This window comes from Microcystis aeruginosa NIES-843, from assembly GCF_000010625.1.
Classification (GTDB): Bacteria; Cyanobacteriota; Cyanobacteriia; order Cyanobacteriales; family Microcystaceae; genus Microcystis; species Microcystis aeruginosa.
On the sequence record NC_010296.1, the window covers coordinates 2835143 to 2851783 of the forward strand.

A 16641-nucleotide genomic window follows, 5' to 3' on the forward strand; every position below is an offset into this window, starting at 1 on the left:
GTAAACTGTGCCAAAACTTCAATTAATCATTTCTTTGCTCGTTTTTTTCGTCGCTGGCAGCCCGCTGGCTTTTTCCCAAGCGCTACTCCCCTACGCCATCGAACCGGAGTTAGAACAGATGGAACAAGCGGGAATTGAAATCGCCGAAGATGCCATCCAATTAGCTCGTTTTCGCCGTACCGATGCGGCCCTCGGACGGGCTAAGTTAGCGGTGCAGTTAGCCCCCCATCTCTATCAAACTTGGTTTATTCTCGGTAGTTTATATCTGCAAGACGATCAGGTGCAACTCGGTATCGAGGCATTAAATCAATCTTTGTCCCTTGCTCCCGCCGATGCCCACGCTAATATTAAATTTTCCCTCGGTAGTGCCTATTTTCAGAATCAAGATTACCAGTCTGCTATTGCCCAGATTGAAGCGGGTTTGCAAATGAAACCCGATATCTCCCCCGCTCTTTTTGATCTGGGTAATTCCTATCTCAAGTTAGAACAATATCCTGCGGCGATTGCAGCTTACGAAAAAGCTGTTAGTCAAGATAAAAATTTTTGGCCGGCTATTAATAATATTGGTTTAGTTAAATACGAACAGGGTGATAAGGAAGCAGCCCTTAAAGATTGGCGCACCGCTTTGAAAATCGATCCTAAACAGCCGGAACCTCAGTTAGCTATTGCGGTGGCCGTTTATAGTCAAGGTAAAACTGAGGAGGGCATCAAATTAGCTCAGGCCGCTCTCACTAGCGATAGTCGTTATGTCAGTCTGGAATTTTTAGAGGAAAATCTCTGGGGTCAACGTCTTCTGCAAGATACGGAGAAAATGTTTAATCATCCCAAAATGAAAGATTTTATCGCTCGTTTACCACAACCAACCCCAGAAGCGGAGGAAGAAAATTAAGCTGATAGCAGCAAGCATTAAGATAACCCCTTAGTTAATTTGCTAGGAATTCTTGAGGCTTGCTCTAGCTAATTAGGGCTGGCTGAATATCGGTAGCAGCTTTGCTAAAAAATGGTTTTGGGACTTTATTAGCAAAACAACAAACTTTTTGCCGCAAACCCCACATACAGTACAATTATTATAGTTAAGGGTTTGAAAGGCCTAGGATGATGGCAAAGCAATCAAGGGCAATTGCGGTGACAGAACATGATAATAAGTATCCTGAATGTCTGCACTTGGAGATTTCGGGAGAACCCCTGGCGCCTGAGTCGAAGGGACTTTTTTCGCCTTTGAAAAAGTCTGATCCAGAGGCGATCGCCCTATCAGTGCGGCTTAATTTTAATCAGCAGTGGCTTGATTTTCGCTTTGGACGGGTTAAGTTTGGTTTGCGGGGGGGAGAGTTACGCTTAAAACTGGAGAATGGCCAAATGCCTTCTGAGTTGAGAAATGAGGCGTTGAAAAAGATTTTAGCAAGGGAGTTGGAGATTAGACCTCTTGCATAATTTTTTTATGGTATAATATAAGGTTTTGCTTTTTTCTCAATTCTTAGATTGAAGTGGAAAAAAGAATAAAATGTGATCTTAGGTCAGGAAATCATCTATAATTTTGCTATGTTTATTAGCAAAATTATGGATTATCAAAACTGATCAGATGAACAATTCAAACGCCGTTTCGGTGTGTATAAACAAACCTATAGAAAGATGGTAGAATCAGTAAAAAGTGTTGAAGCCGACTCTAATTCACCATCTAAAAGGGGACCGAAACCTAAACTATCTATAGAAGAACAAGTTTTAGTAACGTTAGAATATTGGCGAGAATATAGAACATATTTTCACATTGGTACAAGCTGGGAACTATCAGAATCAACTATATGTCGGATTGTAAATAAGACGGAAAAAATGCTTTTACAATCGGGAAACTTCCGTTTAAAAGGAAAAAAAGCTTTACTCAATCAAGCAGAGATACCGGTCGTAACGGTAATGGATGTAACGGAAACTCCCATTGAACGCCCCCAAAAGAAACCGAAAGATTTTTTGGGGGGTAAAAGAGGTTATCATACTTTAAAATCCCAATTAGTAGCTGATCAAAATACAGAGGAAATTATCTGTGTCTTTTGTGGGAAAGTCAGAGGTCATGATTTTAGTTTATTTAAAAAAAGTCGAGTTCGTTTTCATCCTTTAACTACCAGCATAGAAGACAGTGGTTATCAGGGAATAGCTGCATACCATAGTAATAGTTATACACCGAAAAAGAAACCGAAAAATGGAAAATTAACAGACTTAGAAAAGGAGTATAACAAGGCTTTGGCCAAAGAAAGAATTATCATTGAACCTATAAATAGGAAACTCAAAATCTTTAAAATATTATCCTGTAAATATCGGAATCGTCGTCGAAGATATAGTTTAAGAGTTAACTTGTTGGCGGCTATTTATAACGGGAGCATCTCACCTTTGCAATGAGCATAAATACTTAGTGGAAAAATAGGCTTTTCGAGGGTAATTCTTGTTTTAATTCTCCATGTACGCAGTCTTTAAAAGCCTCTATTTCGTTCCAAGACACGATTAAGAGTGGCTTTTAGGCTAAGTATAATTACTTATCGCGTAAGTGAGATGCTCCCATTTATAACTGTGAGTTAGGGATAGGTATAGCAGCTTCTTAAAAGTTGCCTAAAGATTAATCAAGTCAAGGAGAATTTATTCTCAATTATAAAAATTGAGATAGTTTGTGCCGCTTAAATAAAGAGGTTTTGATAACCAAATTAAAGCAGCTCTAAAGAGTTTTGAGTTAAAAGTTAAACTTCAAGTTTTCATTCAGGACTAATGTACTGGTTAACTAATTTTTTGGGGAAAATTAGTTAACCCATCATTATAACATATAATTAATTTGCAAGAGTTCTATTGTTGAAAAACGCCCAGATGGCTATATTGCTTATCCTTTAGGTATTTCTTGTTCCAAGGCAGAGCCTTGGAACATAATATCTAAGGCTCTGCCTTAAAGTAGTATTTAGGAAGAACTGGAATTTCAGTAAACAGTTATCAGTCAACAGTTATCAGGTAGAACCTGAATCAAGCGTTCCCAGGTTCTACCTGGGAACGAGATAACTAGATAAATAAGTTAAAATAGTAAGGCGATCATTAACAAAGGGGTCAACAGATGCAAAATTTACGTCAGGTTTCTTTACTAACAAGTGGACAAGAGCAAGTATTAACTATTCCTCCTGAACTGGCCCTATCAAGTACAGAGGTTTTGTTACGCAAAGAAGGTCATCGCTTAATCATTGAGCCGATTTCTTCCGGTTCTCTAATTTCTTTGCTGACTACTTTGCCAGACATTACAGACAATTTTCCTGATATAGATGAAGGGTTGCTTCCCCTTGATGACATTACATTTTAGTACCACCCAATGACCTATCAATATCTGCTTGATACTAACATCCTATCACATTTGATCAGGTATCCCCAAGGTCAGGTTTTCCAGCATATTGTGGATGTCGGCGAAGAAAGCGTTTGTACGAGCATCATTGTGGCGTGTGAATTAAGATTTGGAGTGGTTAAAAGTGGTTCCTCCCGTCTGGTGCAGCAACTAGAACGCATCCTGGAGTTCTTGACAGTTTTGCCATTAGAATCAACTGTAGATAAGCACTATGCCCTAATTCGTAAACATTTGGAGCAAGCAGGAACCCCAATCGGTCCAAATGATTTACTGATTGCTGCTCATTCTCTAGCGCTTGATCTGACTCTTGTTACCGCAAATACTCGTGAATTTGAGCGTGTGCCTGCTTTGAAGTTAGAGAATTGGTTGATTGATTCTGTAATAATTTTTGGGGGATAATTTGTCATAAATGATGTTGCTGATGATGGTTTTGTATATATTCTGCAACTACTTTTTTGCGGTTTTCTCGCAATGACAAATCAGGTGGAGCATTTTCTAAAAGATGCTGAGGATGACCTCCCCGGCGTTGTGATAAAGTTTTACGCGGTTTTAAGCTTTGCCAATGTTCGTAAATGAGTTTTTTCAGAAGTTCTTCTGAGCTAATATTCTCTTCAGAAATGATGTCTGCTAGATAGTTCTCGGTTTCTCGATCTAGATTAATCGATAACATTGTTACCTCATGGGATAAATCAATATCTTTGATTATAGTTGAAAATCCATGATCGCACTACAGATAATCGCACTCACCCCCCCATCCCCAAATGGTAAAATGTTTTATGACATATAATTAATTTGCAAGAGTTCTTATCTATCATTAATTTATTTGGTGCGTTACGCTATCGAAGGGCGCACCCTACTGGACTTTTTCAGTTACTATTTTCTTGCACTAACATCAGATTTTAACAGGTCAAAAGACCTATTTTAAAAGGGTTTTACCATTATTCAGCAAACCCTAATTAGGATAAACTCGCCCTTTCCAACCTCCCCCTTGGCCGCGCCAATAACGCAGGGCAGAATCGACGGTCATTAAACTATAAAAGAGGGCAATTAGTGGTAAAGTTAAAGCCCGCAGGGGGGATAATTTATATAGTCTTAAAGTCGGGCTATAGGAAAGGGCGATTAGTAATAAGGTGACGGCGCTAATTATGATAATTGATGTTTCTTTTAAGACTAATCCCCAGATTAAACCCAAGGGGGCGGCTAAATAGGTTAAAAACATCCCGAAAATTGTCCCGATTAACCAAAGTGTTGAGTAATTTAGTTGCGTAAATGCGGTGCGGGCTACCATATTCCAAATGCTGGCTAAATCGGGATAGGGACGGAGACTATAGGTGGTTTCTGTTAATCCTAACCAGATGGAACTCTCGGTATTTTCGGGGTGATTTTGCAGATATTTTTTAACCGCAATCGCCAAAGAACAATCATCAATTAAAGCTTGTTTAAGAATCTCAATACCGCCAATTTTTTCTAGGATATCTCGGCGAATTAAAATGCAACCCCCGGCGGCGGCTGCTATCGGGGAATTAGGATTATTAACTAGGGGAAAAGGATAGAGTTTCTCGAAGAAAAAAACAAAGGCAGGAATGAGAAATTTTTCCCAAAAACTGTCACAGCGTAGCAACACCATCAGGGAAACTAAAGCTTGTTTTTCCTGTACTGCTTTAGTAACTAATTGGGTTAAATTATCTGGTGCGTGGGCAATATCGGCATCGGTGAAGAGAAAATAATCGGGTGCGAATTTCTCGGTAGCCTCTTTTATTCCCTGTTTCATTGCCCATAATTTACCCGTCCATCCTATCTCTAAAGGTTGTCCAGAAATAATAGTTATTTGTCCAAATTTATGATATTTATCAGCAATTTCTTGGGCAACTTTTTCCGTACCATCACTGCTTTGATCGTCAATTAAAACAATCGAAAGTTCTCCTTGATAATCTTGGTTAAAGAGGGAGGTTAAACTCATAGGTAAAACGTCGGCTTCGTTTCGTGCGGGGATAATTGCCGAGACTTTTGGATAATTTGTTAAAGGAGAGGTGACAGGATTAATTTTTTGGTTAGATAGCCAAAATTGTCCCCTGGCTAAGATTAAATATAACCAAATTATTAGCGATAGGAAAGTAACTAATAATAATAAAAATGTCATAAGTTAGTCCACATTTTGATGAGGGAATAGGGAACAGGTCAAAAAGAGTAAGTAGGTAGGTGTTAAAAGTTGTCAGACACCCCCCTTATCAAGGGGGGCAGGGGGGATCCCCCCGCCTATCGGCACCCCCCTAATCAAGGGGGGATCAAGGGGGGATTAAAGGCAAAATCCATTTTTAATTTAATTATAACCAGCTACTTATCAAATTTAGATGCACAACAGCTTCATAAGTTTGGGGTTTAACAGAGGGCGATTTAGGGTAAAATAAAAGCAAGTTAGCAAGATTAGGCGAGGGAGTAAATCATGGATTATGATGTCGTAATTATTGGGGGTGGACCGGCGGGAGGTCACTGTGGTAGATTATTAAGTGAAAAAGGTTATCGTGTTCTTTTAGTGGAACAACATTCTAGTTGGCAAGATAATAACTTTTCTAGTGCCGCTTCTCCCCTAGAAATTTTAGAACAATTCAATCTCCCCGAAACCGTAGTGGCTAGGTTTTGGAAAAATATCGAAATTATCTCCACTAGCATACATCATTTTTGGTCATCACCGCAACCTTTAGGGGTAGTTTTTGATTTTGCCAAATTGCGAGAGTTTTTAGCGGCGGAAGTGCTGCGTTGGGGGGGAGAAGTTCGTTTAGGTTGTCGTTATCTGAAATATCAACAGATGGAGGATAAGCTAACTGTTTTCTTGAAATCAAAAGGCGAGGAAATCGAAACAGTTAATACTCGTTTATTGGTTGATGCCACGGGATACGCTAGAGCAGTTATGTATAAACACAGACGAGAAAAACCTAATTTTTTAAAAGCAGTGGGCATTGAATATTTAATTGCTGTGCCAGAATTAGATTATCAAAAGTATCAAGATAATTTAGTTTTTTTTCTCGGTCATAAATGGAGTCCTAAAGGTTATAGTTGGATTTTTCCTATGGATAATCAGCAATTAAAAATAGGAGCTGCTTGGTTAGAGGGAGAACATCCTTATATTTCTGAAGTTAAGCCTTTAAAAAGTTATATTACACAAATTATTCAAACCTACATGAATCTCTCTAAATATGAGATAATCGACATCCATGGTTCTATTTTAGAATATTCGCTCAATCTGCAAGATATTTATTATCAAGAACCGAATATTATAGCGATTGGTGATGCTGTTTCTACGGTTAACTTTTTAGGAGGGGAAGGTATTCGCTATGCTATGAAAGGAGCCGAAATTGCTTGTCAATACATGGAAGAATATTTACAGGGAAAATCGAGTAGTTTTGCCCCTTATCAACAGAGGATGCAAGAATATTTTCAACCCAAATGGAATTTATCTGCTCGCCTCAGTCGCAAAGTTTATTTAGAATATAGTGATGCGCGTATCGATCAAGGAGTATCCTATCTCAAGTATCTTGCCACCCAGGATATAATCGACGTTTTATTTTACTACAAATTTGAAAAATACACAAAAGGTTTAGGAGGATTTCTGCTGGGGAAATTACGTCAATGGTGGCACCGAATTTTCCCTAGTCAAAAACCTGAGTAAATAGGCTAGGATAAAGCTAAGGAAACAATATTGGTAAAGACCGTGAGTAAGTTTATTCGCTACAGTACAATTATCACTCTGCTGGGTATTTTAGGAGCCTGTAGTGGCAATCCTGCCCTAGAAAATCGTCTGGCTGCCGATCCTAATCTACAAACAAATCCCATACCAGAAAACTCTCCTAATAACCAGCAATTACCCGCAAATTTTCCCGCAGAAATTCCTCGATATAGTCAATCAGAATTATTATCCGTGCAGACAAATCCTGATAATACCGGTGGACAAACCCGTTGGCAATCCAACGATCCCAGCAATGCGATCGAGGCTTTTTATCAACAGGAATTAGTTAATAATAATTGGGAAATTATCACTCCCTTTTCTGGGGAAGGAGTTAATAGCACCTTGACAGCCCGTCGAGATAATTTAGAATTAACTATCACCATAACTGCCACTTCTCCCAATACGGAATATAGCCTCGATTATCGTCCAACGGGAACCCCGATTGCTTCCCCTAGTCCCTCCCCCATTTCTTCCCCCTTACCCAATCTTAATCCCACCAGTTTTAACGATCTCGAATCCTTACCTAATCCCTTAAAAAGCCACATTCAAGACTTAGCTAGATTAGGAGTATTAACAGGTAATAACAATCAGTTTAACCCTAATGATACAATAACGCGCCGAGAATTTGCTCGCTGGTTGTTACAGGCTAATAATGCCATTTATGCCAATGTAGCGGGTAAACAAATCCGTTTAGCTACTCCCAATAGTTCCCCAGCTTTTAGTGATGTTAAAAATAACGATCCCGATTATATTTATATTCAAGGATTAGCGGAAGCGGGGTTAATTCCCTCTCCTTTAACGGGAGATAGTAGCGCCCTTTTATTCCGTCCCAATGCTCCTTTAACCCGGGAAGATTTAATCGCGTGGAAAGTGCCATTAGATATTAGAAAAGCTTTACCGAGTGCCAATCTTGATACGATTAAAAATACTTGGGGTTTTCAGGATACTAATAAAATTAACCCGCAGCTGGTGCGCGCTCTTTATGCCGATTTTCAAAATGCCGAACAAGCCAATATTCGGCGAGTTTTTGGTTTTACTACCCTATTTCAGCCAAAAAGACCGGTAAATCGCGCTGAAGCTGCCGCTACTTTATGGTATTTTGGTTTTCAGGGTGATGGTGTTTCTGCTGCCGATGCTTTGCAGGGTCAAGATACGCAACAGAGTGGGGTTAATTAGGGTTTGCGGCAAAAAGTTTTTCCTGGGGGCAGGGTGTGGGGTGTGGGGTGTGGGGTGTGGGGTGTAGGGTTTTACCGATTTTGAGGGGGTCAATTACCTAATTTTCAGGGAAAAAGTCCAGGAATTTTCCCCCCGATCACTCGCATATCCGGTACTTTTTGATTGACAAAAAGTCTAAAAGTCTTACCCAACAAGGTTTTTAGATTTATTCAGCAAGCCCTAATTGAAATTTGTCCATAAAAATTAAGGGTGTGTTAGGAAAATACAAGCACTCTTTTTGACATTTCTTCATATCTATTCAGAAAAATTAACAAAGGATTCTTGACCCGGCAGCTAGGGGAATATTTTATGCTAAAGATATAACTCTGCTGCGGGGGATTTTCTTGCTGACTTCCGCTGCTATTAAAATTATGACCCATCAAACTCTCAAACTCGCCGGGATGAGTTGCGCTGGTTGTGCTAATTCGATCGAACGGATAATTAAATCTATCCCCGGAGTGATTCAATGTCAAGTTAATTTTGGCATGGAACAGGTGGATGTGGACTATGATCCCAAGCGTACCGATCTTAACACTATTCAAGCAAAAGTTAGGGATGCCGGTTTCCGGGCTACACCGATAACGGAAATTAATCTCGAATCCAGGCCAGAAAAAGAACTTCTCACTAAACTATCGATCGCTATTGTTATTAGCATTATACTTTTTATCGGTTCTTTGCCGATGATGACGGGTTTATCTCTATCTTTTATTCCCCACTGGTTACACGCTCCCTTATTCCAATTAATTCTCGCTACTCCCGTCCAATTTTGGTGTGGTCAAAGTTTTTATAAAAATGCTTGGAAAGCCTTTAAAAACCGCACTGCCACCATGGACACTTTAGTAGTTTTGGGAACCAGTGCCGCCTATTTTTATTCCCTGTTTTTAACCTTCGGGAGCGATTTTATCGAAAAACAGGGGTTTAATTCCCATGTCTATTACGAAGCATCAGCTATCGTCATTACTCTGATTTTACTCGGTCGTTTCCTCGAAAAACGTGCCAGAAAAGAAACGGCCGCCGCTATTAAACAATTAATGAGATTACAGGCAAAAACTGCTAGGGTGATTAGGGAAGAACAGACGCTAGATCTACCGATCGAAGAGGTAAAAGTAGGAGATATAATTTTAGTGCGTCCGGGAGAAAAAATTCCCGTCGATGGCATAATTATCCAAGGCAGTTCTAGCATTGATGAATCGATGGTGACAGGGGAAAGTTTACCCGTGCGAAAAACCGTCAATCAACAGGTAATCGGGGCGACAATTAATAAAACCGGTAGCCTACAAATGCAAGCGTTACGAGTGGGAAAAGATACGGTTTTAGCTCAGATTGTCCGATTAGTGCAAACCGCACAAGCATCAAAAGCACCTATACAAAGATTAGTCGATCGAGTGACCGCTTATTTTGTGCCGGTGGTGATGATTATTGCGGTAATAACTTTCTTATTTTGGATTCTCCGCACGGGTAATCTCACCCTCGCTTTGATTACAATGGTGGAAGTCTTAATTATCGCCTGTCCCTGTGCGCTAGGATTAGCTACACCCACCTCGATTATGGTGGGAACAGGACAGGGAGCAAAACAGGGAATTTTAATTAAAAATGCCGAAAGTTTAGAATTAGCCCAGGGCATTACTACTATTGTTCTAGATAAAACCGGAACTCTCACCCAGGGTAAACCAACGGTGACGGACTTCTTGACTCGCGAAGGGGTGGGGGATGGACGGGAATTATCGCTGCTGCAGTTAGTCGTATCGGTGGAGAATCATTCTGAACACCCGTTAGGAGAAGCAATAGTTAAATATGGGCGGTTAAACGCCATTAAAACCCTAGAAGTAAGCGAATTTGACTCAATAACCGGGTCAGGATTGCAGGGAAAAGTCGGGTCAGATTTCGTGCAAATTGGTACACAACAATGGTTAGAAAGTCAAGGGATCGAAACAAAAGTTCTTAAAAAAGTCGCCCACGATTGGGAATGGCAGAAAAAAACCGTGGCTTGGATAGCGGTTAACGGTGGTTTAGAGGGGGTTATCGCCATTTCCGACGTTTTAAAACCTTTTTCTTCTTCAGTGGTCGCCAAGCTCAAAAAAATGGGCTTAGAGGTGATGATGATGACGGGGGACAACCTCGAAACCGCAGAAGCGATCGCCAGCGAGTTGGGTATCCGGCGTTTTTTTGCCGCACTCCGTCCCCAACAAAAAGCCGAAAAAATCGAATATTTGCAGAAAAAAGGGAAAATAGTCGCCATGGTTGGAGATGGCATCAATGATGCGATCGCATTGGCGCAAGCGGACTTAGGTATTGCCATTGGCACGGGGACCGATGTAGCGATCGCTGCGAGCGATATAACCTTAATTTCGGGAGATTTACAGGGAATTGTGACTGCTATTGAGTTAAGTCGGGCAACAATGCGAAATATCAAAGAAAATCTCTTTTTTGCTTTTATTTATAACCTGATTGCCATTCCCATCGCTGCCGGAGTCCTCTATCCTTTTCTGCTCAATCCGATTATTGCCGGTGCTGCCATGGCTTTAAGTTCCCTTTCCGTGGTGACGAATGCTTTACGATTGCGTCGAGTTCATCCCAGGGTGGAGGGATAACTTTCGTTAACAATTCTTAAGGAAAAACTAGAAAAATTAGCTGTACGGGGGATGATACCGTAGAAAAGGCAATAGAATAATCATCCTGATATGACTGACTCCCCTGAAATACCTTATTTATTACGCGCTGCCAAAGGAGAAATCTTACCCCGTCCTCCCGTGTGGATGATGAGACAAGCAGGACGTTATATGCAGATTTATCGGGAATTGCGGGATAAATACCCCAGTTTTCGGGAAAGATCGGAAAATGCCGATTTAGCGATCGAAATCTCCCTGCAACCCTGGCGCGCTTTTCAACCGGATGGGGTGATCATGTTCTCCGATATCCTCACTCCCCTAGCGGGAATCGGTATTCCCTTTGATATTATCGAAAGTAAGGGGCCGATTATCGATTCTCCCATTCGTACTCAAGCGCAGGTGGACCAACTTAATCCCCTCGATCCCGATCAGTCTTTACCTTTTATCAAAACGATTTTAAAAACCCTGCGTCAAGAGGTGGGAAACAAATCCACTGTCCTCGGTTTTGTCGGAGCGCCTTGGACTTTAGCAGCATACGCAGTGGAAGGGAAAGGTTCTAAAAGTTATTCTGTGATTAAAGGGATGGCTTTTTCGGAACCCTCGGTACTGCACCAATTTTTAGATAAATTAGCGGATATGATCGCCACTTATGTCCGTTATCAAATTGATTGTGGGGCGCAAGTGGTACAAATGTTCGACTCTTGGGCGGGTCAATTAACTCCCCAAGATTACGATGTTTTTGCCTTACCCTATCAACAAAAAGTAGTTCGTTTGGTGAAAGAAACCCATCCCGATACACCGTTAATTCTCTACATTAGTGGCAGCGCCGGCGTTTTGGAAAGAATGGGTAAATCGGGGGTTGATATTATTAGCGTCGATTGGACCGTGGATCTGGCGGAAGCGAGACAGCGTTTAGGTAAAGCGATGATGGTTCAAGGTAATATCGATCCGGGGGTTTTATTCGGTTCCCAGTCCTTTATTCGCGAGCGGATTATTGATACTATTCGTAAAGCAGGTAATCAAGGTCATATTCTTAATTTAGGTCATGGTGTTTTGGTGGGAACTCCTGAAGATAACGTGCGTTTCTTCTTTGAAACTGCTAAACAATTTAGTTATCAGGACTAGGGAACAGGAAATGGGGAAATGGGGAAATGGGGGAATGGGGGAATGGGGAAATGGGGAAATTCAACTAAAACCCTAAAACCCTAAAACCCTAACACCCTAAAACCCTAAAACCCCAACACCGGTTTTTACTTTTGACTTTTGACTTTCACACTGTCCCCTAAATTCTGCCGTATCAATTAAAATAATGAAAAAAATATTTCTAACGGGTGTGAGTGGCTGTATTGGGCATTATATCGCTGAGATTTTACTGGAAAATCCCGACTATGAATTATATTTTTTAGTTCGTAATCCAGAGAAGTTAAAATTTACTTACCAAGGGCGATCAAATGTTCATATACTTTTAGGCGATATGCAAAATATTGGGGTATATGCCGATCTTTTAAAAACAATGAATATAGCGGTTTTAATCGCTACCAGTTGGGGAGGAGAGGAGGAAAGTTATCAGATTAATGTGGTAAAAACCCTAGAATTAATTAGTTATTTAGATGCTCAAATCTGCGAGAAAGTCCTCTACTTTTCTACTGCCAGCATTCTCAATCAAAATAATCAACCTTTACCGGAAGCTGGGGAGATAGGAACTAATTATATCCGCACTAAATATATTTGTTATAGTAAATTTGCTCACCTAGAAATCGCCGATAAAATTATCACTTTATACCCCACTTTTGTCTTAGGTGGTGACGAAAATAAACCCTATTCTCATATCTATGGGGGTTTACCGGATGTGTTGAAATATATCGGTTTAGTGCGTTGGTTTCAAGCTGATGGCAGTTTTCATTTTATCCATGCCAAAGATATAGCTCAAGTGGTGAATTATTTAATCGAAAATCCCGCACCAGAAAGCAAAATTGTCCTAGGCAATCAACGCACAACAGCTAACCAAGCAGTGGAGGAAATCTGTACTTATTTAAACAAAAAAATCTATTTTCGCATTCCTTTATCTTTAACCATTGCTAACTTTTTTATCAAAGTTTTTAACTTGCAGATGGAAGCATGGGACCGTTTTGCCATGAATTATCGCCACTTCACCCACATAAAAACCTATACTCCTGCTGATTTTGGTTTAAAAAACTATTGTTCCACCCTCGATGATGTTTTAACCCTGCGAGGAATTCCCCGAAAAAAACCCTAAGTAGTTGGGCTGCGGGGTTTGGGGGAGGCACTTCGTCCCCCGACGGGTAGGGTTGATTCATGAATCAACCCTACCTTGAATCAACCCTACCTTGAATCAACCCTACCTTGAATCAACCCTAGTGGTTTGGGGGGTAGAACCCCCCAAAAACTTGGCTTGAATGATAAAATCAGAAATAACGCCCAACTCTTAACGCCAAATAGACTAATCTTGAAATTGTCTAGCATGAAATTGAGCGTAACGACCATTAAGATTTAATAACTCCTCGTGATTACCCACCTCAATAATTTCACCCTTTTCTAAGACTAAAATACGGTTAGCTTTTCTGACAGTTGCTAATCGGTGAGCAATAACAAATACTGTGCGCTCCGTCATAATTCTTTCTAAAGCTTCCTGCACTAAAGCTTCCGATTCCGAATCGAGCGCGGAAGTCGCTTCATCTAAGATTAAAATTCTCGGATTAGATAAAACCGCTCGTGCGATGGCGATTCTTTGTCTTTGTCCACCCGATAAATTAACACCCCTTTCTCCCACATAGGTATAGTAACCCTGAGAAAGTTCACTGATAAATTGATGAGCATTAGCAATTTTTGCCGCTTTTTCCACCTCTTGCAGATTAAAATCTCCCTGGCCAAAAGCGATATTTTGGGCTATAGTGCCAGAAAAGAGAATATTTTCCTGCAAAACTACGCCAATTTGTCGCCGGAGACTTTTTAAAGTCACATCACGAATATCCACCCCATCGATTAAAATCTTGCCGGCAGTGGGGTCATAAAAACGCAATAAAAGATTAACTAAAGTGGTTTTTCCCGCTCCCGATGCTCCCACTAAAGCAATCGTTTCGCCAGCGTGTGCAGTAAAATTAATATTTTTTAAAACCTGTCTGTCCTCATTGTAAGAAAAATTTACTTGACAATATTCAACTTCTTTGCTGTGGGGTTGCAGATTGATCGCATTCGGTTTTTCGGTAATTGTCGGCAGAATAGCTAACAATTCAAAAATCCGATCCATGGAGGCTTGACCCTGTTTAAATTGATTATAATTACTGGTAATATGGGCGATGGGATCGATTAACATTGCCACCGCTGCCACATAACTAACAAAGTCAATTCCAGTTAAATTCTTTTGGGAAATTTGCCAACCAGCGAGAAAGAATAAAAAGATGACACCGAGAGCTTGTAAGAATCCCACCACGACGTATTGTAAAGCTTTGGTGGATTCTGATAGGTATTGAGCGCGGCGATTTTCCTCCGCTTCTTGGGCAAAAAGCTCGGTTTGATAATCTTCAGCAGCGAAAGCTTGCACCACACGAATACCGCTAAAAACTTCGGTTAATAACGCAGAAAGATTAGATATTTTTGCTTGGGCGCGACGAGCATATTGTAATAATTTTTCACCAAAAAATCCCACCAAAACTCCCAACAAAGGAGCGATAATAATGACAGCGATCGTCAATTGCCAGTTAACAATAAACATATAGGCAAAGACGACAATTAACTGTAAGGCTGAGGGGATAAAATCATGGAAAAATTTGTTAATTACTTCCCCAATGCGATCAATATCTTCCGTTAAACGATAGGATAAATCACCAGTTTTGGCAGTTTCAAAGTAATTTAAACCGAGGGTTTGCAGGTGTGCATAAACTTTTTTTCTTAATTCGAGAGCAATTTTTAAAGAAGCTTTTGCCATCAGGGAATCTTGCCCATACTGAGACATTCCCCGCAGTAAAAAAACCACTGCCCCCACCCCCGAAAGTGTCGCCAATGCTTGCACATTTCCCTCACCGATATATCTGGCCATTTGTCCGGCTAACCAAGCTAAAATCGGCCAAAATACCGTAAATCCGATCGTACAGATGAACGCCAAAATAATTGTTTGGGTTTGGGGACGGAGATAGGGAATGAGGTTCCAATAACTAGAGCGAGATTTCAAAATAATTTAGCGCCTTTAAATATAAGTATTCCTGCAAAATTAATTTGCTAGTCGAGACAGTTATCAGTTATCAGTTATCAGTTATCAGTGGGTAAGTTATCAGTTATCAGTTATCAGTTATCAGTTATCAGTTATCAGATTTAAGTTTTAAGTGAGCAGTATTAAATAGAAGTTTCCTACTGTCTTTTCACTGTTTACTGTTTACTGTTTACTGTTTACTGTTTACTGTTTACTGTTTACTGTTTACTGATCACTGATCACTGATTACTGTTTAGACACTCTTTCACTTTGGCCAGAGGGGTTCTTCGGTTTGTGTTATGCAATGGACGGGAGTTATAAGGAGTGAAACCCTTATATAGAAAGACATTGCTTCGATTTTTGCCAATTGTTTTCAATCTAGAACGAGCTAATCAATTAAGTCTTTTGCCAGATAAGGATTTAGCCGATTTCTGCCCCCTGATCGAACCATACCAAGTAACGAAGAACCGCCAGAGGTTTACTCAGAGGTATAATTAACTTTGCTTAGGTACTGAAGAAAAGGAGATTGACTAACAAATTTGCTTAAGGGGTTAATCAGGATGTAGAGACGTTTGTAGTCCACGTCCCTACGATGTTTTCCAACAATACAAAGTTATGCTGCGATTAAACCGCCACAGCTTGATGAATGTAGCCTAATTCCGTCAATTTGTTCCAGACTTTGGCGACACTTTCCTCTAAAGTCTCTAAATCGGTGCGGCATTCCACTTCCGGGTTAAAAGGTGGTTCATAGGGATCATCAATTCCCGTAAAAGACTTGATTTCGCCAGCACGCGCTCTTTTATATAATCCTTTCACATCGCGATCCTCACAGACGCTTAAGGGAGCATTCACGAAAACTTCGACAAAATTGCCGATTTTTCCCCGTACTTCCTCGCGAATCTCACGATAGGGAGAAATAGCCGAAACTAGGACAATTACACCGTGACGGGTGAGCAAATTAGACACAAAACCAATGCGACGGATATTTTCATCGCGATCCTCTTTACTAAATCCTAAACCTTTGGTGAGGTTCGTCCGTACTATATCGCCATCGAGAACTTCAATGGAATAACCTTCAGCGATTAATTTTGCCTGTAATGCCTCGGTAATCGTGCTTTTCCCCGCACCGCTCAATCCCGTTAACCAAACCGTCACGCCGCGCTGTTTCATAGCAACCATTAATAATACTTAAATCCTGTTTAGCGTACCATATCTCAGGGATCAGTGATCAGGAGATAGGAGATAGGAGTCAGGAGATAGGAGTCAGGAGCCGGTCGTCAGGAGATAGGAGATAGGAGATTATTTTATTTATTCTCCCCACACCCCACCTCCCCATTCCCCCTCCCCACACCCCACCTCCCCACTTCCCACTTCCCCACTTCCCCACACCCCACTTCCCACTTCCCACTTCCCCACTTCCCACTTCCCCACTTCCCCACTTCCCACTTCCCCACTTCCCCACTTCCCCAACCTGATTGAAACAAACAACCTGTCACCACGATCACTGATAATGTATGTTGAGTTA

General features: G+C 40.7%; 15 protein-coding genes and 1 pseudogene. 11 read left to right on the forward strand and 5 right to left on the reverse strand.

All coding sequences use genetic code 11. The annotated features are described in order from the left end of the window. The first annotated feature begins 7 nt into the window (after positions 1 to 7). The 5 genes and pseudogenes from MAE_RS13505 (at position 8) to MAE_RS13525 (ending at position 3760) form a co-directional block, all read left to right on the forward strand. Entirely contained in the window at positions 8 to 889 is an 882-nt protein-coding gene (locus MAE_RS13505) for a tetratricopeptide repeat protein (RefSeq protein ID WP_041804113.1), read from the forward strand. Between the two features lie 209 nt (positions 890 to 1098). Continuing rightward, the gene (locus MAE_RS13510; RefSeq protein WP_012266089.1) at positions 1099 to 1431 is read left to right on the forward strand and encodes a hypothetical protein; all 333 of its coding nucleotides are present in this window, start codon (positions 1099 to 1101) and stop codon (positions 1429 to 1431) included. Positions 1432 to 1539: 108 nt separating this feature from the next. Next, a pseudogene (locus MAE_RS13515) lies at positions 1540 to 2388 on the forward strand (IS5 family transposase). Positions 2389 to 3082: 694 nt separating this feature from the next. Then, positions 3083 to 3322 carry an antitoxin gene (locus MAE_RS13520; protein WP_002793069.1) on the forward strand — a complete coding sequence of 80 codons (240 nt, stop codon included), beginning with the start codon at positions 3083 to 3085 and terminating at the stop codon, positions 3320 to 3322. Between the two features lie 9 nt (positions 3323 to 3331). Then, positions 3332 to 3760, forward strand: a complete 429-nt coding sequence (locus MAE_RS13525; protein WP_002788601.1) for a type II toxin-antitoxin system VapC family toxin — start codon at positions 3332 to 3334, stop codon at positions 3758 to 3760. Between the two features lie 4 nt (positions 3761 to 3764). Here the strand turns inward: MAE_RS13525 and MAE_RS13530 are convergent, their stop codons facing one another. After that, complete coding sequence (locus MAE_RS13530; protein ID WP_002784632.1) at positions 3765 to 4031, reverse strand: hypothetical protein; 267 nt, start codon at positions 4029 to 4031, stop codon at positions 3765 to 3767. 282 nt (positions 4032 to 4313) lie between these two features. Next, complete coding sequence (locus tag MAE_RS13535) at positions 4314 to 5501, reverse strand: glycosyltransferase (RefSeq protein WP_012266091.1); 1188 nt, start codon at positions 5499 to 5501, stop codon at positions 4314 to 4316. 303 nt (positions 5502 to 5804) lie between these two features. On the opposite strand from MAE_RS13535, the gene MAE_RS13540 reads away from it, so the two are divergent. The 5 genes from MAE_RS13540 to MAE_RS13560 all read left to right on the forward strand — a co-directional run bounded on the left by MAE_RS13540 (position 5805) and on the right by MAE_RS13560 (position 13166). Then, positions 5805 to 7028, forward strand: coding sequence for an NAD(P)/FAD-dependent oxidoreductase (locus MAE_RS13540; protein ID WP_012266093.1), 1224 nt, complete (start codon positions 5805 to 5807; stop codon positions 7026 to 7028). 30 nt (positions 7029 to 7058) lie between these two features. Next, positions 7059 to 8261, forward strand: coding sequence for an S-layer homology domain-containing protein (locus MAE_RS13545; RefSeq protein ID WP_002797952.1), 1203 nt, complete (start codon positions 7059 to 7061; stop codon positions 8259 to 8261). 410 nt (positions 8262 to 8671) lie between these two features. Beyond that, positions 8672 to 10891, forward strand: coding sequence for a heavy metal translocating P-type ATPase (locus tag MAE_RS13550; RefSeq protein ID WP_012266094.1), 2220 nt, complete (start codon positions 8672 to 8674; stop codon positions 10889 to 10891). A 90-nt stretch (positions 10892 to 10981) separates the two neighbouring features. Then, positions 10982 to 12034, forward strand: coding sequence for a uroporphyrinogen decarboxylase (gene hemE / locus MAE_RS13555; protein ID WP_012266095.1), 1053 nt, complete (start codon positions 10982 to 10984; stop codon positions 12032 to 12034). Between the two features lie 184 nt (positions 12035 to 12218). Beyond that, positions 12219 to 13166 (forward strand): NAD-dependent epimerase/dehydratase family protein, encoded by a 948-nt coding sequence (locus MAE_RS13560; protein ID WP_012266096.1) that lies wholly within the window; start codon positions 12219 to 12221, stop codon positions 13164 to 13166. Between the two features lie 204 nt (positions 13167 to 13370). Here the strand turns inward: MAE_RS13560 and MAE_RS13565 are convergent, their stop codons facing one another. Then, on the reverse strand, positions 13371 to 15098 hold the full coding sequence (locus MAE_RS13565; protein WP_041804114.1) for an ABC transporter ATP-binding protein: 1728 nt from the start codon (positions 15096 to 15098) through the stop codon (positions 13371 to 13373). Between the two features lie 378 nt (positions 15099 to 15476). Between MAE_RS13565 and MAE_RS33815 the strand changes: the two genes are divergently transcribed. Next, complete coding sequence (locus MAE_RS33815) at positions 15477 to 15614, forward strand: hypothetical protein (protein WP_162467762.1); 138 nt, start codon at positions 15477 to 15479, stop codon at positions 15612 to 15614. A gap of 126 nt (positions 15615 to 15740) precedes the next feature. On the opposite strand, the gene cysC is transcribed toward MAE_RS33815, so the two are convergent. Both cysC and MAE_RS32250 read right to left on the reverse strand, forming a co-directional pair. Continuing rightward, on the reverse strand, positions 15741 to 16286 hold the full coding sequence (cysC, locus tag MAE_RS13570; protein ID WP_012266099.1) for an adenylyl-sulfate kinase: 546 nt from the start codon (positions 16284 to 16286) through the stop codon (positions 15741 to 15743). Between the two features lie 138 nt (positions 16287 to 16424). After that, positions 16425 to 16604, reverse strand: a complete 180-nt coding sequence (locus MAE_RS32250; protein WP_158303524.1) for a hypothetical protein — start codon at positions 16602 to 16604, stop codon at positions 16425 to 16427. Positions 16605 to 16641 lie beyond the last annotated feature (37 nt).